The 21749-nt window shown below is 60.1% G+C and carries 17 protein-coding genes; 7 read left to right on the forward strand and 10 right to left on the reverse strand.

Going from position 1 to position 21749, the window contains the following annotated elements; all coding sequences use genetic code 11:
* Positions 1-262 precede the first annotated feature (262 nt).
* A complete protein-coding gene (gene ligD / locus AFK24_RS03720; RefSeq protein WP_065831954.1) occupies positions 263-2887 on the forward strand; it encodes a DNA ligase D in 2625 nt (874 codons plus the stop codon).
* A 193-nt stretch (positions 2888-3080) separates the two neighbouring features.
* On the opposite strand, the gene AFK24_RS03725 is transcribed toward ligD, so the two are convergent.
* On the reverse strand, positions 3081-4433 hold the full coding sequence (locus tag AFK24_RS03725) for a GntP family permease (RefSeq protein WP_065831955.1): 1353 nt from the start codon (positions 4431-4433) through the stop codon (positions 3081-3083).
* A gap of 104 nt (positions 4434-4537) precedes the next feature.
* Positions 4538-5029: a gluconokinase gene (locus AFK24_RS03730; protein WP_065831956.1), complete on the reverse strand. Its 492-nt coding sequence runs from the start codon at positions 5027-5029 to the stop codon at positions 4538-4540.
* Positions 5030-5303: 274 nt separating this feature from the next.
* Between AFK24_RS03730 and AFK24_RS03735 the strand changes: the two genes are divergently transcribed.
* A complete protein-coding gene (locus AFK24_RS03735; RefSeq protein ID WP_065831957.1) occupies positions 5304-6320 on the forward strand; it encodes a LacI family DNA-binding transcriptional regulator in 1017 nt (338 codons plus the stop codon).
* Between the two features lie 148 nt (positions 6321-6468).
* On the opposite strand, the gene AFK24_RS03740 is transcribed toward AFK24_RS03735, so the two are convergent.
* The 6 genes from AFK24_RS03740 to AFK24_RS31130 form a co-directional block, all read right to left on the reverse strand.
* Entirely contained in the window at positions 6469-8646 is a 2178-nt protein-coding gene (locus tag AFK24_RS03740) for a malate synthase G (protein ID WP_065831958.1), read from the reverse strand.
* A 181-nt stretch (positions 8647-8827) separates the two neighbouring features.
* Positions 8828-9229 carry a heme-binding protein gene (locus AFK24_RS03745; RefSeq protein ID WP_065831959.1) on the reverse strand — a complete coding sequence of 134 codons (402 nt, stop codon included), beginning with the start codon at positions 9227-9229 and terminating at the stop codon, positions 8828-8830.
* A 50-nt stretch (positions 9230-9279) separates the two neighbouring features.
* The gene (gene glcF / locus AFK24_RS03750; protein ID WP_065831960.1) at positions 9280-10497 is read right to left on the reverse strand and encodes a glycolate oxidase subunit GlcF; all 1218 of its coding nucleotides are present in this window, start codon (positions 10495-10497) and stop codon (positions 9280-9282) included.
* 3 nt (positions 10498-10500) lie between these two features.
* Complete coding sequence (gene glcE, locus AFK24_RS03755; protein ID WP_065831961.1) at positions 10501-11571, reverse strand: glycolate oxidase subunit GlcE; 1071 nt, start codon at positions 11569-11571, stop codon at positions 10501-10503.
* The gene (gene glcD / locus AFK24_RS03760; RefSeq protein ID WP_065831962.1) at positions 11571-13070 is read right to left on the reverse strand and encodes a glycolate oxidase subunit GlcD; all 1500 of its coding nucleotides are present in this window, start codon (positions 13068-13070) and stop codon (positions 11571-11573) included. Before glcD ends, glcE begins: the two co-directional genes overlap by 1 nt.
* 65 nt (positions 13071-13135) lie before the next feature.
* Positions 13136-13285 carry a hypothetical protein gene (locus AFK24_RS31130; protein ID WP_170826281.1) on the reverse strand — a complete coding sequence of 50 codons (150 nt, stop codon included), beginning with the start codon at positions 13283-13285 and terminating at the stop codon, positions 13136-13138.
* Between the two features lie 45 nt (positions 13286-13330).
* Here AFK24_RS31130 and glcC point away from each other — a divergent pair, with 45 nt between their 5' ends.
* The 3 genes from glcC (at position 13331) to hppD (ending at position 16518) form a co-directional block, all read left to right on the forward strand.
* Complete coding sequence (glcC, locus tag AFK24_RS03765; protein WP_065831963.1) at positions 13331-14098, forward strand: transcriptional regulator GlcC; 768 nt, start codon at positions 13331-13333, stop codon at positions 14096-14098.
* A gap of 566 nt (positions 14099-14664) precedes the next feature.
* Complete coding sequence (gene maiA, locus AFK24_RS03775; protein WP_065831984.1) at positions 14665-15300, forward strand: maleylacetoacetate isomerase; 636 nt, start codon at positions 14665-14667, stop codon at positions 15298-15300.
* Positions 15301-15441: 141 nt separating this feature from the next.
* Complete coding sequence (gene hppD, locus AFK24_RS03780) at positions 15442-16518, forward strand: 4-hydroxyphenylpyruvate dioxygenase (protein WP_065831965.1); 1077 nt, start codon at positions 15442-15444, stop codon at positions 16516-16518.
* Between the two features lie 135 nt (positions 16519-16653).
* On the opposite strand, the gene AFK24_RS03785 is transcribed toward hppD, so the two are convergent.
* Positions 16654-17451: an IclR family transcriptional regulator gene (locus AFK24_RS03785; protein WP_065831966.1), complete on the reverse strand. Its 798-nt coding sequence runs from the start codon at positions 17449-17451 to the stop codon at positions 16654-16656.
* A gap of 129 nt (positions 17452-17580) precedes the next feature.
* On the opposite strand from AFK24_RS03785, the gene hmgA reads away from it, so the two are divergent.
* Both hmgA and fahA read left to right on the forward strand, forming a co-directional pair.
* Positions 17581-18888 carry a homogentisate 1,2-dioxygenase gene (hmgA, locus tag AFK24_RS03790; protein WP_065831967.1) on the forward strand — a complete coding sequence of 436 codons (1308 nt, stop codon included), beginning with the start codon at positions 17581-17583 and terminating at the stop codon, positions 18886-18888.
* Entirely contained in the window at positions 18885-20183 is a 1299-nt protein-coding gene (gene fahA, locus AFK24_RS03795; RefSeq protein ID WP_065831968.1) for a fumarylacetoacetase, read from the forward strand. Before hmgA ends, fahA begins: the two co-directional genes overlap by 4 nt.
* A 96-nt stretch (positions 20184-20279) precedes the next feature.
* Here fahA and AFK24_RS03800 read toward each other — a convergent pair whose 3' ends face one another.
* Positions 20280-21746, reverse strand: coding sequence for an N-acyl-D-amino-acid deacylase family protein (locus tag AFK24_RS03800; protein ID WP_065831969.1), 1467 nt, complete (start codon positions 21744-21746; stop codon positions 20280-20282).
* Positions 21747-21749 lie beyond the last annotated feature (3 nt).

The raw sequence follows: 21749 nt of genomic DNA on the forward strand, positions 1-21749 counted from the left end.
CTGGCGTTTGCCTTTGCGTGGTGAATATTGCCGAGTACATCCAAATGCGTCCATCAGTATGACGGTGCCGGGGTGAATTTAATTCCCTTGGCTCGTTCTTCTGTCACGGGTATTTGAATCACTGACGTGGTGAGTACGCTAATTCTGCCTGTTTTTGGTTGCAAATGCCCGAGTTTACTGGGGGGCTAACAAAGCTTTCATTCCCCGGCGCTGAACTATCACCGACTGCTTTGCTCTTTATTGCAATGCGCAGAGGTGAACCATGAACAGATCCCTGGATGAGTATCAGCGTAGGCGTGACTTTGAAGCTACGCCGGAACCTTCTGGCAATAACAGAGAAAAAGGCGCTAAGTCTCGTAGGAAAGAGGTTTTAGAGCATGCCCTACAATTCTGTATCCAGAAGCACGACGCTACTCGTCTGCATTATGACTTTCGCCTGGAAATAAACGGAACGCTCAAGAGCTGGGCCGTACCCAAAGGCCCTAGCCTGGACCCTGCCGTGCGGCGCCTGGCCGTGCATGTGGAGGACCACCCGCTGGACTACGCTGCTTTCGAAGGCCATATTCCGGAAGGTCATTACGGCGCGGGCGATGTGATCGTCTGGGATCGCGGCGTCTGGATTCCTCAGGGCGATCCTGCGGCCGCGTATGAAAAAGGCCGGCTCAAGTTTCAGCTTGAAGGGGAAAAGCTCGGCGGCCTGTGGAACTTGGTCCGCACTCATTTGGAGGGTAAGCAGGAACAGTGGTTTCTGATCAAATCCAACGATTCCTTCGCCCGCGCCAAGGCCGAATACGACATTGTCGAGGACCAGCCGGATAGTGTCCTGAGCGAGCGCACCTTGATCGCAAAGCAGCGCGCCACAGATAAAACCTCAGCAAAGCCCCCGAAACAAATTGCAAAAAAGAACGCGAGGGCCACAACCCCACCCGCCATTGCCCTGACCGGCGCTCAAGTCGCCCAGTTGCCGGAAACCATCAAGCCGGAACTGGCGACGCTGGTGGAAAGTGCACCCGACGGTGATTGGCGCTATGAGCTCAAGTTCGACGGCTACCGCATCATGGCCCGCATCGATAAGGGCAAGGTCCAGCTGTTTACCCGCAACGGCCATGACTGGAGCGCAAAAATGCCGCGTCAGACCAAGGCCTTGGAAAACCTTGGCCTGGAGTCCGCCTGGCTGGACGGCGAAGTGGTGGTCGCCGATGAAGAGGGTATGCCGGATTTTCAGGCGCTGCAGAATGCATTTGAAAGCGGGCGTCACGACAGCATCGTGTTTTATCTGTTTGACATGCCGTATCTCAATGGCGTGGATTTGCGCGAGGTGGTGCTCGAACAACGCCGCGCCGCGCTGGCGGCAGTTCTGGAACGCGGCACCGATGACGCGCTGCGTTTCTCCGAGGACTTCAGCGAGTCGGCGGACAACATGCTCAACAGCGTCTGTCAGATGAAGATGGAAGGTTTGATCGGCAAGCGCGTTGGCAGTCTTTATCAGTCCCGACGCAGCTCGGACTGGATCAAGCTCAAGTGCAAGCATCGCCAAGAGTTCGTGGTGGTCGGCTTCAGTGACCCCAAGGGTAGCCGCAGCGCTTTCGGCGCCTTGCTGCTGGGGCTGCATGATGCTGACAGTGGCGAATTGCGTTACGCGGGCAAAGTCGGCAGCGGCTTCAACGAGGCCACGCTGCGCAGCATTCACGCACGTCTCAAACCTCTTGAGGTCAAGACTGCGCCGGTGGTCAATCCACCCACCGGGTTCGAAGCCAAAAACGTGCATTGGCTCAAGCCCGAGTTATTGGCCGAAGTGGCGTTTGCCGAAATGACTCGGGAAGGTTCGGTGCGCCATTCAGTGTTCCATGGCTTGCGCGACGACAAGCCCGCCACGCAGATCAGTGAGGAACAGGCCAAGCCGGCAGCCGAGGTTGAGACGCCGAAAACCCGCAGCGCGAAAAAAGACACGACCCAATCCGCGAAAGCTGCTCCCTCTAAAACCAAAGCTGCCGAAAAAGCTTCCGGCGACGGCAAGATCCGCATCACCCATCCCGAGCGGGTCATCGATGCCAGCAGCGGCGCGACGAAAATGCAGCTCGCTCAGTACTACGCTCAGGTTTTCCCATGGATCGCGCCGCATTTGCAGGACCGGCCCGTTGCGCTGGTCCGGGCGCCGGAAGGTATCGCCGGGGAGCTGTTCTTCCAGAAAAACGCCGACAAGCTGGCAATTCCAGGACTGATCAGTCTCGGCAAGGAGCACGCTGGCCAGCCCATCATGATCATCGACAACCCCGAGGCGCTGATTGGCGCGGTGCAGATGAGCACCATCGAACTGCACACCTGGAATGCGACTTCGGCGGATCTCGACCATCCTGACCGCTTTATCCTCGACCTTGACCCCGATCCGGCCTTGCCCTGGAAATATATGGTCGAAGCCACGCAATTGACCCTGACCATTCTCGATGAGCTGGGCCTCAAGTCGTTCCTGAAAACCAGTGGCGGCAAAGGCATTCACATTGTCGTGCCGCTCAAACCCAAGGCGGGCTGGGACGAGGTCAAGGCTTTCAGCCAGGCCATCGTCACGCATATGGCGAAGTTGCTGCCGGAGCGATTTTCCGCAGTATCCGGGCCGAAGAATCGGGTCGGCAAGATCTTCATCGATTACCTGCGTAACAGCCAGGGTGCCACCACGATCTGCGCATTCTCGGCCCGTACTCGGGATGGATTGCCGATTTCAGTGCCGGTTGTGCGCGAAGAAGTCGCCCAGCTCAAAGGCGCCAATGGCTGGAATATTCAGAATTTCATGGAACGGCTGGCGGATCAGGACGATCCGTGGGCGGGGTATGCGAAGGTGAAACAGACGATTACGGCGGATATGCGCAAGCGGATCGGGATGAAGCGTTGAGATTTTCGGTTATTGCTGTGCCGCACCCTGAATTTCGGGCTGCAATACCGCCCCGTTGGAGCGAGGCTTGCCCGCGAAGGCGTCATTTCTCGTTGGCAGCTTCGTAGCCTGTACTGGCCTCTTCGCGGGCAAGCCTCGCTCCCACAGGATCTCGATTCAGCATGAGTCCTGTGGGAGCGGGCGAGAGCCGGACTTAGACCAGCATCGACAACAACATAATGAAGATGATGCCCACTACCGACAGGATGGTTTCCATCACGGTCCAGGTCTTGAACGTCTCGGTCACGGTCATGTTGAAGTACTGTTTCACCAGCCAGAAACCGGCGTCGTTGACGTGAGACAGAATCAGCGATCCCGCACCCGTCGCCAACACCAGCAGCTCGCGATTGACGCCCGGAATCAGACCAACTACCGGCGCGACGATGCCCGCACCGGTAATGGTCGCCACGGTTGCCGAACCGGTCGCGATGCGAATCACCGCTGCCACCAGCCAGGCCAGCATGATCGGGTTGATCTGCGCTTGCACCGCCATGTGGCCGATCAGGTCGCCCACGCCGCTGGCCACCAGCATCTGCTTGAAGCCACCGCCCGCACCGACGATCAGCACGATGGCTGCAACCGGTGTCAGGCTCTGATCCAGCAGTTTCATGATCTTGGTGCGATCAAAACCACGGGCCGCGCCAAAGGTGTAGAACGCCAGCAGCAGGGCGGCGAGCAGGGCGGTGATCGGGTGGCCGATGAAGTCCATCCAGATGCGGAAGGTATTGCCGTCCGGGAACACGATATCGGCGAACGTCTTGAGCAGCATCAGGAACACCGGTAGCAGGATCGTTACCAGGGTAATACCGAAGCCAGGCAGGTTGTCGCTGCTGGATTCCTTGCCAATCTGTTCCATCAGTTCAGGTGATGGCGTACCGGGTACATACTTGGAAATCCACTTGCCGTAGATCGGACCGGCGATGATCGCGGTCGGCAGGGCAACCAGCAGACCGTAGAAAATGGTCTTGCCGATGTCAGCACCGAAGATCCCGATGGCCAGCAGCGGACCCGGATGCGGCGGAACCAGGCCGTGTACTGCAGACAGGCCAGCCAGCAACGGGATGCCGATCTTGACGATGGACACGCCGGTGCGACGCGCCACGATGTAGACCAGCGGAATCAGCAGGACAAAGCCGATCTCGAAGAACAACGGAATGCCCACCAGAAACGCGGCGAACATCATCGCCCAGTGCACGCGCTGTTTGCCGAACACCCGAATCAGGGTCTGGGCAATCTGGTCTGCACCACCGGAGTCGGCCATCAGCTTGCCGAGCATGGTGCCCAGGCCGAGGATGATACCGACGAAGCCCAGTACGCCACCGAAGCCGTCCTGGAAAGCTTTCATCACCTTGTCCACCGGCATGCCGGAAGTCAGGCCGAGAAAGCCTGCGGCAATCGTCAGCGCGATGAAAGGGTGGACCTTGAACTTGGTGATCAACAAAATCAGGCCGATGATGGTTACCACCGCATCGACCAACAGGTACGTGTCATGGCTCATGCCGAACATTGGATGTCTCTCCGGTTGTCATTGTTTTTTATGGAGCTACTGTTGGCGCTGCCACATCGACCTGTTTCGGCGATGAGACAGCGCTGTCTTTCGCGCTCACGCCTTTAGTCGGCTTTAGACGCTTTCCACCAGTCGGCGGCTTGCGTGCCGATTGAGCTGATCGGTTGTGTTGCATCGACCACCAGAGTGCGATCTTCGCTATAAGGAGGTTCGAGGGTCGCGAACTGGCTATCGACCAGGCTGGCAGGCATGAAGTGGCCCGGTCGATGCGAGCAGCGCTCGGTGGCGACTTCCTTGGTCAGCTCCAGAAACACAAAGCCAAGGCCCGGCACGGCCTGGCGCAGGCGTTCACGATAAATAAGCTTGAGCGCGGAGCAGGTCAGCACCGGATGTTCACCGTTGCTCAGGGCGGTGGCCATTTCTTCGCCCAGACGGGTCAGCCAGCCGGCACGGTCTTCATCGTTGAGGGGATGTCCAGCGCTCATCTTTTCGATGTTGGCTGGCGGATGAAAGGCATCGCCTTCAATCAGGCGACCCCCGCTTTTCTGGGCAATGTCAGCGCCGACGACACTTTTGCCGCAGCCGGAAACACCCATCACCACGAGGGCGGTAATTGCAGAATTCGCAGTTGTCACAATTTTCCACCTCTTCCGGAGACAGCGCTGTCTTTGTCGTCTTGGACAAAAATACAGTCAGGCCTGCTTCCAGTTCTTGTCATTGTTTTAGTTGCATCGGTCGTCATCGGAGCTACTCGCGTCAGTTGCGTGACCTGCGAATAAGCATTGTAGGGGCCGTGAGACAGCGCTACCTTAGAGCCCATTCGCCACTTTTGGCAACCCCCTTGCTTATTCCTATGTTAGTTGGCAACGCATGACACGCATTGGTTCCCGTTCCACCGGTCGTCCGACCCTCAACGAAGTCGCACGTCTGGCGGCTGTTTCTCCCATCACGGCATCCCGTGCTTTGCGCGGCGTTACCACGGTTGCGCCCGAGCTGGTCGAAAAAGTCCGCGCGGCGGCGCAGACGCTCGGCTACGTTGCCAACCCGGCAGCGCGAGCGCTGGCTTCTTCGCAAAGCCAGACGGTGGTGGTGCTGGTGCCATCGCTGTCCAACCAGTTGTTCATCGAAACCCTGGAAGCGATTCAAAACGTATTGCGCACCCGCGGCCTGGAAGTGGTGATCGGCAACTATCACTACTCACCTGTGGAAGAGGAAAACCTGCTGCGCAATTACCTGGCGAATCGGCCGCGCGGCATGTTGCTGACGGGATTCGACCACACGCCTGCGTTGCGTCAATTGCTGGCCGCCAGCGGCGTGCCCTGCGTGCACATGATGGAACTGGATACCGTCAGCGGCGCGTATTGTGTCGGCTTTTCCCAGGAACAGGCCGGGGCCGAGGCGGCGCGACATCTATTGGGACGAGGGCGCAAGCGTCTGGCTTACATCGCCGCGCAGCTTGACCCACGTGTGCTGCTTCGGGGGCAGGGATTTCGTCGGGCGCTGGAGGAAGAGGGCGTCTACGACCCTGAACTGCAAGTCTCCACGCCGCTGCCTTCGTCGATCGGGCTGGGTGGCGAGTTGTTCATGAAGTTGATGACTGAGCATCCGGACGTGGACGGGGTATTTTTCTGTAACGACGACCTGGCCCAGGGCGCTGCGCTGGAGGCATTGCGCCATGGCATTGCGATTCCGCAGCGGGTGTCGCTGATCGGTTTCAATGATTTGCCGGGATCGGCGCATATGGTCCCGCGCCTGACCTCGATCCGCACCCCACGCGAAGAAGTCGGGCAACGCGCCGCGCAGTTGTTATTGGGTTTGATCGATGGCATTGCGCAACAACCCCAAGTGGACCTGGGGTTTGAGTTGGTGGTGCGGGAGAGTTCTTAGGATAACAATCGGTGGGGGCGAGCTTGCTGTAGGACCGGCTTTAGCCGGGAGAGCAATTGATGAGAATGAGAGGCTCGCGACTGAAGTCGCTCCTACAGTCGCTCCTACGGCCGATTCGCGAGCAAGCTCGCTCCCACGAATCCTTCGGTTACTGCGCCTTCTTGAACGCCAACCGAAACTCATGCAGCAACGGTTCGGTATAGCCGCTCGGCTGTTCCAGACCCTTGAACACCAGCGCACACGCCGCCTGGAAAGCCACTGATTTCTTGAAATCAGCCGCCATCGGCGTGTACTGCGCGTCACCCGCGTTCTGCTTATCCACCACTCTGGCCATCTGTTCCAGAACGCCGCGGGTGAAGCCTTCGTCGATGACGTTGTGATGCAGCCAGTTGGCAATGTGCTGGCTGGAAATGCGCAGGGTCGCGCGGTCTTCCATGAGGCCGACGTTATGAATGTCCGGCACCTTGGAACAGCCAACGCCTTGCTCGACCCAGCGCACTACGTAGCCCAGCAAACCCTGGGCGTTGTTTTCGACTTCTTCGCGAATCTGCTCGGGGCTCCATTTGGCCTCTGCCGCCACCGGAATGGTCAACAGATCGTTGAGGATTTCTTCGCTAACGCTGTTCAGGCTGACCTGTTCGAGATCCTCCTGAATCGCCCGGACGTCGACCTTGTGATAATGCAGCGCGTGCAAGGTCGCGGCGGTTGGCGAGGGCACCCAGGCAGTAGTCGCGCCGGATTTCGGGTGGGCGATTTTCTGTTCGAGCATGTCCGCCATGCGATCCGGCATGGCCCACATCCCTTTGCCGATCTGTGCCCGACCACGCAAGCCGCACGCCAGGCCGACCAGCACGTTGCTGCGCTCGTAAGCCTTGATCCATGGTGTGTTTTTTATGTCGCCCTTGCGCAGCATCGGACCTGCCTGCATGGCGCTGTGAATCTCGTCACCGGTGCGGTCGAGGAAACCGGTGTTGATGAACGCGACCCGCGCCGAAGCCGCATTGATGCACGCCTTGAGGTTGACGCTGGTGCGCCGTTCTTCGTCCATGATCCCCATTTTCAAGGTGTTGCGCGGCAGCTTGAGGATGTCTTCGATGCCGCTGAACAGTTGCTCGGCGAACGCTACTTCCAGCGGCCCGTGCATCTTCGGCTTGACGATGTACACGCTGCCGGTGCGCGAGTTGCCGCGCCGTTGCAGGTCGTGCAATGCGATGAGGCTGGTGATCACGCCATCGAGAATGCCTTCGGGAATGTCGTGGCCTTCACCGTCGACAATCGCCGGGTTGGTCATCAAGTGCCCGACGTTACGGATGAACAGCAAGGAACGGCCATGCAGTTTGATTTCGCCGCCGCTGGCACGAGTGTATTGGCGGTCAGCGTTGAGGCGACGGGTAATGGTCTTGCCACCCTTGACCAGATCTTCGGTCAGGTCGCCTTTCATCAAGCCCAGCCAGTTGCGGTACACCGACACCTTGTCGTCGGCATCCACAGCGGCCACCGAGTCTTCGCAGTCGATGATGGTCGAGACGGCCGCTTCCAGGAGCAGATCTTTCACGCCAGCCGCATCGGTGCTGCCGATCGGGCTTTGCGGGTCGATCTGGATCTCGATGTGCAGGCCATGATTCTTCAGCAGAATCGCCTTGGGCTGATTCAGGTCGCCCTGATAGCCGAGGTATTTTTCCGGCTGTTGCAGGGCCGTCTGGCTGCCATCGGCCAGGGTTACGCTGAGCTCGCCGCTTGCGACGCTGTAGCCGGTGGCATCGACGTGGGAGCCTTTGAGCAGCGGTGCTGCTTCGTCGAGCAAGGCACGGGCGGCGGCGATGACTTTCGCACCGCGTAATGGGTTGTAACCGGCGCTGATGTCGGCGCCGTTGGCGCTGGAAATTGCATCGGTGCCATACAGCGCGTCATACAGCGAACCCCAGCGCGCGTTGGCGGCGTTCAGTGCATAACGGGCGTTGACTGCCGGGACCACCAGTTGCGGGCCAGCTTGCTCGCTGATCTCGATGTCGACGTTGGCGGTGGTCGCTACGACCTGCGCCGGAACCGGCAGCAGATAGCCGATGGATTCGAGAAAGGTGCGGTAGGCCGGCATATCCTTGATCGGTCCGGGATTAGCCTTGTGCCACTTGTCCAGTTCGGTTTGCAGGCGGTCGCGTTCGGCGAGCAGCTTGCGGTTGATCGGCGCCAGTTCGTGAACCAGCGCATCGAATCCGGCCCAGAAAGCGTCTTGATCCAGGCCCGTGCCGGGCAGTACGTCGTCGTTGACGAAGCGTTGCAGATTAACCGCCACCTTCAGGCGTTGGCATTGGACGAAATCGGTCATCTGGGGTTCTCCGGTTGTGGGGGGGGGCAAACTACGCTTGGCCATCTGTTTGGAATACGATCCGTAGGAGCGAGCGGGCGGCGTTCCGACTTGCCCGCGAAGGCTTTATTTCAGGCGATAACCAGGTCGACTGAAATACCGATTCGCGGGCAAGCCTCGCTCCAACAGAGGCGAGGCAGAATCAGCCAATCGCTGCAACACCGGCCTTGGCCACTTGCGCATCCTGGTCAGCCTTGACGCCGGACACGCCCACTGCGCCGATCACTTGACCGTCGACGATCAGCGGCACGCCGCCTTCCAGCGAGGTCAGCAGCGGTGCCGACAGGAAGGCGGTGCGGCCGCCGTTGACCATTTCTTCGTAACCTTTGGATTCGCGACGGCCCAGCGCCGAGGTGCGGGCTTTTTCGATGGCGATGTAGCCACCAATCGGCGCACAACCGTCCAGGCGTTCGAAGCCCAGCAAGTGACCGCCATCGTCCACCACTGCGATGGAAACCGCCCAGCTGTTGCTGTTGGCTTCGGTGCGCGCGGCGGCGAGGATCTGGGTGACTTCGGTCTGGGTCAGGACAGCTTTGGTTTTCATCGGTGTCTCCACAAGGTTGTGATGGGCGAGCTGTTATAGGCGATTATTGTTTAGTGCAATGCTTCTTCGATCAGTTCGATCCAGTGCCGTACCGGCGTGCGGCCTGCGCCAGCCAGATGCGTCTGGCAGCCGATGTTGGCGGTGGCGATGACTTCTGGCCGACCGCTTTCCAGGGCGTTCATTTTGTTGTCGCGCAGCCGCTTGGAAAGCTCCGGTTGCGTGATCGAATAAGTACCGGCCGAACCACAGCACAAATGCGCGTCCGGCACGGCGGTCAGGTTGAAGCCGAGTCGCGATAGTACGCTTTCCACGGCGCCACCGAGTTTCTGCGCATGCTGCAACGTGCAGGGGCAATGGAACGCCAGACGCAGGTCGCTGGCAACCCCGAGGTTTTCCAGAGGTTCCTCGCGCAGCACTTCAACCAGATCCTTGGTCAGCGCGCTGATGCGCTGCGCTTTGCTGGCGTAGGTCGGGTCGCCGCTGAGCAGGTGCCCGTAATCCTTGACGAAAGCTCCACAGCCGCTGGCGGTCTGGACGATGGCTTCGGCGCCAGCCTCGACACTTGGCCACCATGCGTCGATGTTACGCCGCGCCCGGTTCAGGCCTGCCTCTTGCGCATCGAGGTGATAATCCACCGCGCCACAGCAACCGGCCTGGGCGATGGGCGTGACACTGATGCCCAGGCGATCCAGCACCCGCGCGGTGGCGGCATTGGTATTGGGCGACAGGCCAGGTTGCACGCAGCCCTCGAGCATCAACACCTTGCGCGCATGGCGGACCGCAGGCCGCGCCTTGGCTGGCGTAATGTTCGACGGCAGTTTGATTTTCAGGCTGCCGGGCAGCAACGGGCGAAAGGTGTTGCCCAGTTGCGTCAGGGATTTGAACAAGGCCGCGTTGGGCACCACGGCGCGCAGGCTTTCCCGCAGCAGGCGCTGGCCCAATGGGCGCGGCACGGCGGCATCGACCACGGCGCGACCGATGTCCAGCAGGTTGTGATAATCCACGCCGGACGGGCAGGTGGTTTCGCAGTTGCGACAGGACAGGCAGCGGTCCAGATGCAGCTGGGTTTTTTCCGTGACTTCGTTGCCCTCCAGCACCTGCTTGATGAGATAGATCCGCCCACGTGGGCCGTCCAGTTCATCGCCGAGCAACTGATAAGTCGGGCACGTGGCGTTGCAAAAACCGCAATGCACGCAACTGCGCAGAATGCTTTCGGCTTCCTCGGCGCGGGGCAGTTGGCGGGCTTTGTCGCTCAGGGTGGTCTGCATGGTTCAGATCTCCGCGTACATCCGGCCCGGATTGAAGATTCCGTGCGGATCGAGTTGCGCCTTCAACTGGCGGTGATAACGCAGCAGTGGCGAAGGCAGCGGGTGAAACGGGCTGTCTTCCAGGCCATGGCTGTAGCAGATAGCGTGGCCACCGGCGGCGCTGGCAATCGCGCGAATCGTCGCGCCGTCAGCGTCGGATTTCAGCCAGCGCTGGGCGCCCGCCCAATCGAGCAGTTGCGCGCCCGGCACATCCAGCACGCCAGTATTGTTGGGCAGTGACAAGCGCCACAAGGGCAGGCCACTGGTGAAAAACTCCAGGCGTTGCGCGTTCAGTTCCTGCCAATACGCCGGGTCGAATTGTTCGCCGCCCAGACGCTCATGAGCCGCAGCCACCGAACCTTCGCCACCTTCCAGACGCAGGCGCAGCACACGACCGTCGTGGCTTGCGCCACTGATCGGGATCGGTTGCTGGCCCCATTCGGCCAGGCGCCGCAGGGCATGTTCGCTGTCCATTTCCAGAGCAATGCTGCTGCACAGCCGGGGCTTGGGCAGTACCTTGAGGGAAACTTCGGTGAGCACGCCAAGGCAGCCAAAGCTGCCAGCCATCAAGCGTGAGAGGTCATAACCGGCGACGTTTTTCATCACTTCGCCGCCAAACCGCAGGTGTTTGCCGAGCCCGGTAATCACCCGCGTGCCAAGCACGAAGTCGCGCACCGAGCCAGACCATGGACGGCGCGGACCGGACAATCCTGCCGCGACCATGCCGCCCACCGTGGCGTCGCCAAAGTCCGGCGGCTCGCAGGGCAGCATTTGCCCGGCCGCGTCCAGCGCGGCGGCCAGTTCGCTCAAGGGCGTACCGGCGCGCACTGTGATCACCAGCTCGGTGGGGTCATAACTGACGATGCCGCAATGGGCGCGAATATCGAGTATTTCCCCAGCCACTTCACGGCCGAGAAAAGCCTTGCTGCCGCCGCCCTGAATGCGCAGCGGCGTAGCGTTTTGCAGCGCCTGATTGACCTGCTCCAGCAGTTGCTCGCTGACATCCCGGCCCTGGAAGTTATTGTCGGCGGCCATCAAAAACGCTCCAGTTCAGGGAAGGGCAGCTTGCCCATGTGCACATGCATGGCGCCGAATTCAGCGCAGCGATGCAGGGTCGGAATGTTCTTGCCAGGGTTAAGCATGCCGCCGGGATCGAATGCGGCTTTTACTGCATGAAACAGCGTCAGCTCATCGCTGTTGAACTGCGCGCACATCTGATTGATTTTCTCGCGGCCGACGCCGTGCTCACCGGTAATGCTGCCGCCGACTTTCACGCAGAGTTCGAGGATCTTGCCGCCCAATGCCTCGGCGCGATCCAGCTCGCCGGGTTGGTTGGCATCGAACAGGATCAGCGGGTGCATATTGCCGTCGCCCGCATGAAACACGTTGGCGACGCGCAAGCCATATTCTTCCGATAACGCGGTAATGCCGCGCAACACACCGGGCAATTCCCGGCGCGGAATGGTGCCGTCCATGCAGTAGTAATCCGGCGAAAGCCGCCCGACTGCCGGGAAGGCGTTCTTGCGTCCGGCCCAGAAACGCACCCGCTCGGCTTCATCCTTGGCCTGACGCACCTCGGTGGCGCCAGCGTTGGTCAGCACTTCCCGAACCCGCGCGCAGTCGTCGTGGACATCGGCTTCGACGCCATCCAGTTCGCACAGCAAAATGGCTTCGGCATCTACCGGGTAACCGGCATGGATGAAATCCTCGGCGGCACGAATGGCGAGGTTGTCCATCATTTCCAGCCCGCCGGGAATGATCCCTGCGGCAATGATATCGCCCACGGCGCGACCGGCTTTTTCCACTGAATCAAATGCCGCGAGCAACACCCGGGCGACCTGAGGTTTAGGCAGCAACTTGACGGTGACTTCGGTGATGATGCCGAGCATGCCTTCCGAGCCGGTGAACAGCGCGAGCAGATCGAAACCCGGCGAATCCAGCGCGTCGGAACCTAGCGTCATGTGTTCGCCCTCGACCGTGAGGATCTCCACCTTGAGCAGGTTATGCACCGTGAGGCCGTATTTCAGGCAATGCACACCGCCTGCGTTCTCCGCGACGTTGCCGCCGATGGAGCAGGCGATTTGCGACGACGGGTCCGGCGCGTAATACAGATCGAACGGCGCGGCGGCCTGGGAAATCGCCAGGTTGCGCACGCCCGGTTGTACACGGGCCAGGCGGGCGGCGGGGTCGATGTCGAGAATCTTGTTGAACCGCGCCATGACCAGCAGCACGCCTTTTTCGAGAGGCAATGCGCCACCGGAAAGTCCGGTGCCCGCGCCACGAGCTACCACCGGCACGCGGCGCTGGTGACAGATCTTCAGCAACGTCTGCACTTCTTCCAGATGGCGGGGCAGGGCAACCAGCATCGGCGTGGTGCGATAGGCCGACAGCCCGTCGCACTCGTAAGGACGCAGTTCTTCGGGACGGTGCAGGATGTCCAGATCAGGCAATTGGCGTTGCAGGTCTTGCAGCAAGCCTTGCTTGTCAATGACGGGCAGAACGCCGTCAACGCGTTCGTCGTAGAGAATATTCATGATGGGCTTCTGACCCTGCGTTGTTTTTATAGTGGACTGCTTGTTTTTTAAACAGGAGCGCTCAATCAGGCAATGAACAGCTGACTTGCATCATTGGCTGCGCGGGCTTTACTGTCTATCACCGTAAACAGTGGTCGAACCAGTTTTTCATCGTGTTCTGGTTGAATTGTCAAAAATAAATAAATAAAAACAATGGCTTGAAGTTGTACGAGCATTTTATCGATCTGTGCGTATCAACTGGTCATACCAGTAGGTGAAGTATGCAAAACACTGTAAAACCCCGAGCGCCGCAAGTCGCCGATGTGGTCTGCGAACGTATTGAACGCTTGATCGTCGATGGCGTACTCAAGGTCGGGCAGCTATTGCCTTCCGAGCGGCGGCTCACGGAAAAGCTCGGTGTGTCGCGCACCGCCCTGCGCGAGGGCCTGAAGCTGTTGCGCGCCAGGGGCATCATCGAAACCGAGCAGGGCAAAGGCTCATTCGTTGCGCAGATGAATGGCCATCAGTCGACTTCACCGTTGATGCACTTGTTCGGCTCGCAACCGCGCACGCTGTACGACCTGTTCGAAGTGCGCAGTTTGCTGGAAGGTGAATCGGCGCGACTGGCGGCCTTGCGCGGCACCGATGCCGATTTTGTCCTGATCACCCGCAGCTACGAGGCTTTGGTCGCCGCCCATGCCAGTGAGCTGGACGCGTCCGGCCATGCCCGCCTGGATCATGCGTTTCATCTGGCGATCTGCGAGGCGTCGCATAATCCGGTGTTGGTACAAACCCTGCGCTCGCTGACTGACCTGTTGCTCAACACGGTGTTCGCGTCGGTCAACAACCTGTACCACCGCGAACCCCAGAAACGCCAGATCGACCGCCACCACGCGCGGCTGTACAACGCCGTCACCGGGCGTCTACCGGAGCAGGCACGCAAGGCGGCTGTCGCGCATATTCAAAGCATCTGCGAGAACCTGCGCGAGATCGAAAACGAGGAACAACGCCTGGTGCGCGCGACGTTACGGCTGGAAGGGTGGGCTTGAACTCCTCCGGTTTATTGTGGGTGGGGTCTGATGAAACTCGATAGGAGGGGACGTGTCCCCGAAGAGGCCGGTGCAAGCGCTGCAGAACTTCCTTGGCAGCCCCGACGCCTTCCCGGACAAGTCCGGTCCTACCGAGCTATACAAACCGGTAGGAGGGGACTTGTCCCCGAAGAGGCCGGTGCAAGCGCTGCTGAACTTCCTTGGCAGACCCGATGCCGTCCCGGACAAGTCCGGTCCTGCCGAGCTATACAAACCGGTAGGAGGGGACTGGTCCCCGAAGAGGCCGGTGCAAGCGCTGCAGAACTCCCCTGGTAGACCCGACGCCTTCCCGGACAAGTCCGGTCCTACCGAGCCATACAACCGGTAGGAGGGGACTTGTCCCCGAAGAGGCCGGTGCAACCGCTGCAGAACTTCCTTGTCAGCCCCGACGCCTTCCCGGACAAGTCCGGTCCTACCGAGCGGCGGAGTCGACCCCGTCCGCCTCCGCTTGACAGCACCCCGTCAATCCCGCAATTTACGCATTACGTAAGCCGATTACGAAAATAACAACAATGGTGTATTGCGCCGTGGACCTCTTAACTTATTACCGTTCCACTTCCAGTTACCGGGTACGTATCGCGCTGGCCTTGAAGGGGCTGGACGTCACGGCGATCCCCGTCAACCTCATTCGCGATGGCGGCGAGCATCTCAAGCCTGAATACAAAGCCATCAACCCTCAATGCCGCGTGCCAGCGTTGCGCCTGAATAATGGCCGGGTGCTGACGCAATCTCCGGCGATCATCGAGTACCTTGAAGACCGCTATCCCGAGCGCCCGCTGTTGGCCGCGGACCTGGAGATTCGCGCCACCCAGCGCGCAATCGCGGCGTTGATCGCCTGTGATATCCATCCGCTGCACAATGTTTCGGTGCTCAATCGCCTGCGTGGCCTGGGTCATGACGAGAACGACGTGGGTGCCTGGATCGGTCACTGGATCAATCAGGGATTCGCCGCCGTCGAGGTAATGATCGGCGAGCATGGTTACTGTTTTGGCGAGTCGCCGAGCCTGGCGGATGTTTATCTGCTGCCCCAGGTTTATGCCGCTCGACGTTTCAATGTCGACCTCAGTCCATACCCGCGCATTGTCCGGGTTGAGCAACTGGCCCTGGAACATCGGGCATTCCAACAAGCGCATCCCGATGCGCAATCCGACAAGCCGGAGTAGTCTTGGCCTTATGAAAATTCTCGGCCTGCAACTGCTTTTCGGTGATTTCCTCGCGCGTAGCGTGCGTGGAATCCCCTGCGCGCCACCCGCTGGAAAGTGATCTGACAAACAGAATTCCACTTTCCTGCAAGGAGCCAGACCATGGCTGATCTATACGAAAACCCGATGGGCCTGATGGGCTTTGAATTCATTGAATTCGCCTCACCAACGCCCAATGCCCTTGAGCCTGTGTTTCAGATCATGGGTTTCACCAAAGTCGCCACGCACCGTTCCAAGGATGTTGCGCTGTTCCGTCAGGGCGGCATCAACATCATTCTCAACAATGAACCGAACAGCGTTGCGTCCTACTTCGCGGCCGAGCATGGTCCGTCGGTGTGTGGCATGGCGTTCCGGGTCAAGGATTCGCACAAGGCCTACAAGCGCGCATTGGAACTGGGTGCGCAACCGGTGGAAATCGCCACCGGCCCGATGGAGCTGAACCTGCCGGCGATCAAGGGCATTGGCGGCGCGCCGTTGTATCTGATCGACCGCTTTGGCGAAGGCACGTCAATCTATGACATCGACTTCAATTTCATCGAAGGCGTGGACCGTAATCCGGTCGGCGCGGGCCTGAAATTCATCGATCACCTGACTCACAACGTTTATCGCGGGCGCATGGCGTACTGGGCGAGCTTCTACGAGAAGCTGTTCAACTTCCGCGAGCTGCGCTACTTCGATATCAAGGGCGAATACACTGGCCTGACCTCCAAGGCCATGACCGCACCGGATGGCATGATCCGCATTCCGTTGAACGAAGAGTCCTCCAAGGGCGCGGGGCAGATCGAAGAGTTCCTGATGCAGTTCAACGGCGAGGGCATTCAGCATGTGGCGTTCTTCACCGACGACCTGATCAAGACCTGGGACGTCCTGAAAGCCCTGGGTATGCGCTTCATGACCGCACCGCCGGAAACCTACTATGAAATGCTCCAGGGTCGTCTGCCCGATCACGGCGAGCCGGAAGCGGAACTCAAATCCCGTGGGATTCTGCTCGACGGTACGTCAGACGGCGGCGAAAGGCGTCTGCTGCTGCAGATATTCTCGGAAACCCTGATGGGGCCGGTGTTCTTCGAATTCATCCAGCGCAAGGGCGACGACGGCTTTGGCGAAGGCAACTTCAAGGCGCTGTTCGAATCTATCGAGCGTGATCAGATCAAGCGTGGGGTGTTGACGGCGGATTAAAGCCGGACCTGTAGGCGCTAAATTGTGGGAGCGAATTTATTCGCGAAGAGGCCGGGACAGGCTCCGACTATCTCGCTGACTGCACCGACGTCTTCCCGGATAAATCCGGTCCTACAAGGTTTGTGCAGTTCCAATTCAATGTGCAAACAACCCAACATCCCCACCCATCCTGACACTGACCACTTGCGCAGTCGCCCGCAGGCGTTGCGCGGCATCAGCCTGCACGGCGCCGGTGAACACCGATGCCGAACCGACCATGGTGATCACCCCAGCCAGTTTGTTGCCAAGGGTGAACACCGGGGAGGAAACGGCGTTGACGCCGGCCATCAGCAAGCCATGAATCTGATGCACGCCCGTGCTGCGAATGTCCTGCACATGCTGTTCGATCATCTGCCGTTGCCCGGTGTTCAGGGCGGCCCATTCCTGTTCGTGCAACTCGGCGGTTTCGCTGGCGTTGAGGAAGGTGTTGAACACCAGCCCGGTGGACGAACCAAGCAGCGGCAGCACCGAGCCGATCTGGGTTACCAACGTCACCGCGCCGCTGGAAGGCTCGACATACACCACCGTCGGCCCCTTGTTGCCCCACACCGCCAGGAAACAGGTTTCGTTGAGTTCGTCGCGCAGGGTCGCCAAATGCGGCGCCGTGATTTTCAGGACATCCAGATGCCCAACCGCCGCCAGTCCGACATACAACGCCTCGCGCCCCAAGCCGTAGTGGTTGGTGACAGCGTCCTGTTCGGCAAAACCGCTGGCGATCAGTGCCTGCAAATAGCGATGCACTTTGCTGGCGGGCATACCGACGTGCTCGGCAAGCCGGGACAACGAGGTCGACGGCGCCAGTTCAGCCAGCGCCTTGAGGATACCCACGCCGACTTCGGCGGCTTGCACCTTTTGCTGGCGTCCGCCTGCGGGGCTTTCGATTTCAACGGTCATTACACAGGTGCGCCGGTCTGAGAAGGCTGCTTTATAGCTTGACCCGGTTTCAAACTCAAATTACGTTATGCGTAATCGAATTACGTTTATTCGGTTTCGCATAACCTGAAAAAACAATAAGAGGTCGAGATGTTCACTCATCCACACGCCGAGTCTCTGAATTACCTGACAGGTTTCGGTAACCAGTTCAGCAGTGAAGCGCTGCCCGGCGCGTTGCCGGTCGGCCAGAACTCCCCGCAAAAACATGCTCTGGGCCTGTACGCTGAATTGCTCTCCGGCACTGCGTTCACCGTGCCCCGCGCAGAAGCGCGGCGTAGCTGGCTGTATCGCATCAAGCCTTCCGCCAGCCATCCTTGCTATCAGCGGCTGGACCGGCAAATCGCTGGCGGCGAAATGGGCCAGATCACGCCCAACCGCCTGCGCTGGAACGCCTTTGATCTGCCCACGCAGCCGACAGACTTCGTCGATGGCCTGCACGTCATGGCCAGCACCGCGTCGGCGGAGCAGGCTGAAGGCGTCAGCATTTATAACTACGTGGCCAATGCTTCGATGCAACGGGCGTTCTTCAATGCTGACGGCGAATGGCTGATCGTGCCGCAGCTGGGTCGCCTGCGCATCGTCACCGAACTGGGCATGCTGGACGTCGAGCCTCAGGAAATCGTCGTGGTGCCGCGCGGGATGAAATTCAGCGTACAGCTGCTGGACGATTGCGCTCGGGGTTATGTCTGTGAGAACCACGGCAGCGCGTTGCGTCTGCCGGATCTCGGGCCTATCGGCAGCAACGGTCTGGCCAACTCCCGGGATTTCCAGGTGCCGGTCGCCTGGTTCGAAGAGCGCGACGAGCCGACGCTGCTGGTGCAGAAATTCCTTGGCGAGCTATGGGCGACGCAGCTGGATCACTCGCCGTTCGATGTGGTGGGCTGGCATGGCAATAACGTGCCGTACAAATATGACCTGCGCCGTTTCAACACCATCGGCACGGTGAGTTTTGACCATCCCGATCCGTCGATTTTTACCGTGCTGACTGCGCCGGGTGCTGTGCATGGCCAAGCCAATATCGATTTCGTGATCTTCCCGCCGCGCTGGATGGTGGCGGAAAACACTTTCCGCCCACCATGGTTTCATCGCAATCTGATGAACGAATTCATGGGCCTGATCGACGGCGCCTACGACGCCAAGGCCGAAGGTTTCATGCCGGGCGGCGCGTCGCTGCACAACTGCATGAGCGCCCACGGGCCGGATAACGCCACGGCGGAAAAAGCCGTCGCCGCACCATTGCAACCGCACAAGATCGAAAACACCATGGCCTTCATGTTCGAGACCGGCAAGGTATTGCGCCCCAGCCAGTTCGCGCTGGAATGCCCGCAACTGCAACCCGACTACGACGCCTGCTGGACCGGCATGGCCAAGACTTTCAACAGGGAAATGCCGCAATGAATGCTTCTTCAAACACTCGCAGCTGGATCGAGTCCGCCAACGGCCACGCTGATTTCCCGTTGCAGAATTTGCCCTTGGGTGTGTTCAGTCGCCCAGGTTTGACTCCGCGCGGCGGCGTGGCCATCGGCGATTCGATTTTTGATCTGCAGGCCGCACTCGAAGCGGGTTTTTTCAACGGTGCCGCCCGCGCCGCCGCCGAGGCCGTCAGCCGCGATCAGTTGAATGATTTCTTCGCTCTGGGCGCGGGTGCACGTCAGGCGTTGCGTCGTGAATTGCTGCATTTGCTGGATGAAAACAGCCCGCAGCGCGCGCGCCTGCAAGCAGCAACCGATGGGTTGTTGCATCCGATGAGCGAGTGCCAGATGCACCTGCCAGCGCGGGTCGGCGATTACACCGATTTCTACGTTGGCATTCATCACGCCATGAACGTCGGCAAGCTGTTCCGCCCCGACAACCCGCTATTGCCCAACTATAAATATGTGCCGATTGCCTATCACGGTCGCGCCTCGACGCTGTGTGTCTCGGGCACGCCAGTCAAACGGCCCAACGGCCAGACGCTGCCGCCGGGCCAGGACGTGCCGCAGTTCGGTCCCTGCAAGCGACTGGATTACGAACTGGAAATGGGTGTGTGGATCGGACCGGGCAATGCCAGCGGCGCGGCAATCGATATCGCCGAGGCGCCGCAACACATTGCCGGTTTATGTCTGCTCAACGACTGGTCGGCGCGGGATATCCAGGCCTGGGAATACCAGCCGCTGGGTCCGTTTCTGTCGAAAAGCTTCGCCACCACAGTGTCGCCCTGGGTGGTGACGGCTGAAGCCCTCGCGCCATTCCGCAGCCCGCAACCCGCACGGCCTGATGGCGATCCGCAGCCGCTGCCGTATCTGCTTGATGCAGCGGATCAACAGAGCGGTGCGCTGGATATCGAACTGGAAGTCCTCCTGCAGACGCGGCAGATGAAGGCGCAAGGCTTGCCCGCCGAGCGCCTGGCCCTGAGCAACACGCTGAATATGTACTGGACCCTGGCGCAGATGGTCACCCACCACAGCGTCAACGGCTGCAAGTTGCAGCCCGGTGATCTGTTCGGCACCGGCACGTTGTCCGGCCCGCAGGCCGGCCAGTTCGGCAGCCTGCTGGAGATGACTGAAGGCGGCAAAAATAGCGTCACCTTGCCGAGCGGCGAAGTACGGCGCTTCCTTGAAGACGGCGATGAAGTAATCCTGCGCGCCCGCTGCAAGCGCGAAGGCCAGGTGTCCATCGGGTTTGGTGAATGCCGAGGTGTTGTGCAGGGCTGATGATTTGTAGGAGCGAGGCTTGCCCGCGAATCAGGCGCCTCGCTTGCCCAGATCCACCGCGTCATCGTTGTTCGCGGGCGAGCCTCGCTCCAACAATCATTCGGCCTTCGTGAATCCCGCCACCAACGACCCTTCACGCGGCAGGAATTTGCCTTGCCGTTCACCCTGAGCCTTGCCATCGGCATAGCTCAAATGCCCGTTGATCCACACGCCATCAATACCTTCGGCTGCCCGTTGCGGGTTTTTGAAGTCCGCGATGTCGCGCACAGTTTCAGGGTCGAACAACACCAGATCAGCCCAATAACCTTCGCGAATCAGCCCGCGTTCATGCAGCCCGAAACGCGCTGCAGAAAGCCCGGTCATCTTGTGCACGGCTGTGTGCAGCGGGAACAGGCCAAGGTCGCGGCTGAAATGCCCGAGCACGCGGGGGAATGCGCCCCACAAACGCGGGTGCGGAAACGGGTCTTCCGGCAAGCCGTCGGAGCCGATCATCGACAGCGGATGGCGCAGAATATTTTGTACGTCCTGCTCATCCATGCCGTAGTACACCGCGCCTGCGGGTTGTAGTTTGCGTGCCGTGTCCTGCAGCGAAAGATTCCAGTCGGCGGCGATGTCCTGCAAGTCGCGGCCGCCCTGATCCGGATGCGGCGTCGACCAGGTAATCGTGATGCGGAAGGCATCGGTGACCTGCTTCAAATCCAGCGTTGAAGAGCTGGCGGCATACGGATAACAGTCACAACCCACGGGATGATCCAACGCCGCTTTTTCCAGGGCCGCCAATAGTTGCGGACTGCGCCCCCAGTTTCCCGCGCCGGCACATTTCAGATGCGAGATCACCACCGGCGCCTTGGCGTGACGGCCAATGGCGAACGCCTCATCCATGGCTTCCAGCACCGGCTCGAATTCACTGCGCAAGTGCGTGGTGTAGACCGCGCCGAACGCCGTCAGCTCTTCGGCCAACTGCTTGACCTCATCGGTTTCGGCGCTGAAGGCCGAGGCGTAGGCCAGACCAGTGGACAGCCCCAGCGCACCGGCTTCCAGGCTGTCGCGCAGTTGCTCGCACATCGCGCTGATTTCTTCGGCGGTGGCGGTGCGCAGCAGATCCGCCATGTGGTTGCTGCGCAGCGCCGTGTGGCCAATCAACGCGGCGACGTTCACTGCCGGGCGGGCCTTGTCCACGGCGTTGCGGTAATCAATAAAGCGCGGGTAGACGAACGCGTCGGCCGTCCCCAGCAGGTTCATCGGATCAGGCGGATCACCCGCCAGTTTCACCGGCGCCGCACTGATCCCGCAATTGCCGACGATCACGGTGGTCACGCCCTGGGTAATCTTGGGCAACATGCCGGGTTTGCGAATCACCACGGTGTCGTCGTGGGTATGCACGTCGATAAAACCCGGTGCCAGTACGCGGCCCGCCGCATTGATTTCTTCGCTGGCGGAAACGCCGTCGAGGCTGCCGATACGCTGGATGCGTCCTTCACGAATGGCCACGTCGGCGCGAAAGCCGGGGGTATCGCTACCATCGATGACCAGCGCATCGCGGATGATCAGGTCGTAAAGCATGAT

This window comes from Pseudomonas syringae, from assembly GCF_001698815.1.
In the GTDB taxonomy this organism is placed as follows: domain Bacteria; phylum Pseudomonadota; class Gammaproteobacteria; order Pseudomonadales; family Pseudomonadaceae; genus Aquipseudomonas; species Aquipseudomonas syringae_A.

Excerpts from the sequence above, each read along its gene's own strand:
- AFK24_RS03745 (WP_065831959.1), bottom strand. The coding sequence starts at position 9,229 with ATGAAAACCAAAGCTGTCCTGACCCAGACCGAAGTCACCCAGATCCTC.
- glcD (WP_065831962.1), bottom strand. The coding sequence starts at position 13,070 with ATGAATATTCTCTACGACGAACGCGTTGACGGCGTTCTGCCCGTCATT.
- glcC (WP_065831963.1), top strand. The coding sequence starts at position 13,331 with ATGCAAAACACTGTAAAACCCCGAGCGCCGCAAGTCGCCGATGTGGTC.
- AFK24_RS31130 (WP_170826281.1), bottom strand. The coding sequence starts at position 13,285 with ATGCTCGTACAACTTCAAGCCATTGTTTTTATTTATTTATTTTTGACA.
- hppD (WP_065831965.1), top strand. The coding sequence starts at position 15,442 with ATGGCTGATCTATACGAAAACCCGATGGGCCTGATGGGCTTTGAATTC.
- AFK24_RS03800 (WP_065831969.1), bottom strand. The coding sequence starts at position 21,746 with ATGCTTTACGACCTGATCATCCGCGATGCGCTGGTCATCGATGGTAGC.
- AFK24_RS03735 (WP_065831957.1), top strand. The coding sequence starts at position 5,304 with ATGACACGCATTGGTTCCCGTTCCACCGGTCGTCCGACCCTCAACGAA.
- AFK24_RS03740 (WP_065831958.1), bottom strand. The coding sequence starts at position 8,646 with ATGACCGATTTCGTCCAATGCCAACGCCTGAAGGTGGCGGTTAATCTG.
- glcF (WP_065831960.1), bottom strand. The coding sequence starts at position 10,497 with ATGCAGACCACCCTGAGCGACAAAGCCCGCCAACTGCCCCGCGCCGAG.
- ligD (WP_065831954.1), top strand. The coding sequence starts at position 263 with ATGAACAGATCCCTGGATGAGTATCAGCGTAGGCGTGACTTTGAAGCT.
- AFK24_RS03785 (WP_065831966.1), bottom strand. The coding sequence starts at position 17,451 with ATGACCGTTGAAATCGAAAGCCCCGCAGGCGGACGCCAGCAAAAGGTG.
- glcE (WP_065831961.1), bottom strand. The coding sequence starts at position 11,571 with ATGGCCGCCGACAATAACTTCCAGGGCCGGGATGTCAGCGAGCAACTG.
- AFK24_RS03730 (WP_065831956.1), bottom strand. The coding sequence starts at position 5,029 with ATGGGTGTTTCCGGCTGCGGCAAAAGTGTCGTCGGCGCTGACATTGCC.
- AFK24_RS03725 (WP_065831955.1), bottom strand. The coding sequence starts at position 4,433 with ATGTTCGGCATGAGCCATGACACGTACCTGTTGGTCGATGCGGTGGTA.
- fahA (WP_065831968.1), top strand. The coding sequence starts at position 18,885 with ATGAATGCTTCTTCAAACACTCGCAGCTGGATCGAGTCCGCCAACGGC.
- hmgA (WP_065831967.1), top strand. The coding sequence starts at position 17,581 with ATGTTCACTCATCCACACGCCGAGTCTCTGAATTACCTGACAGGTTTC.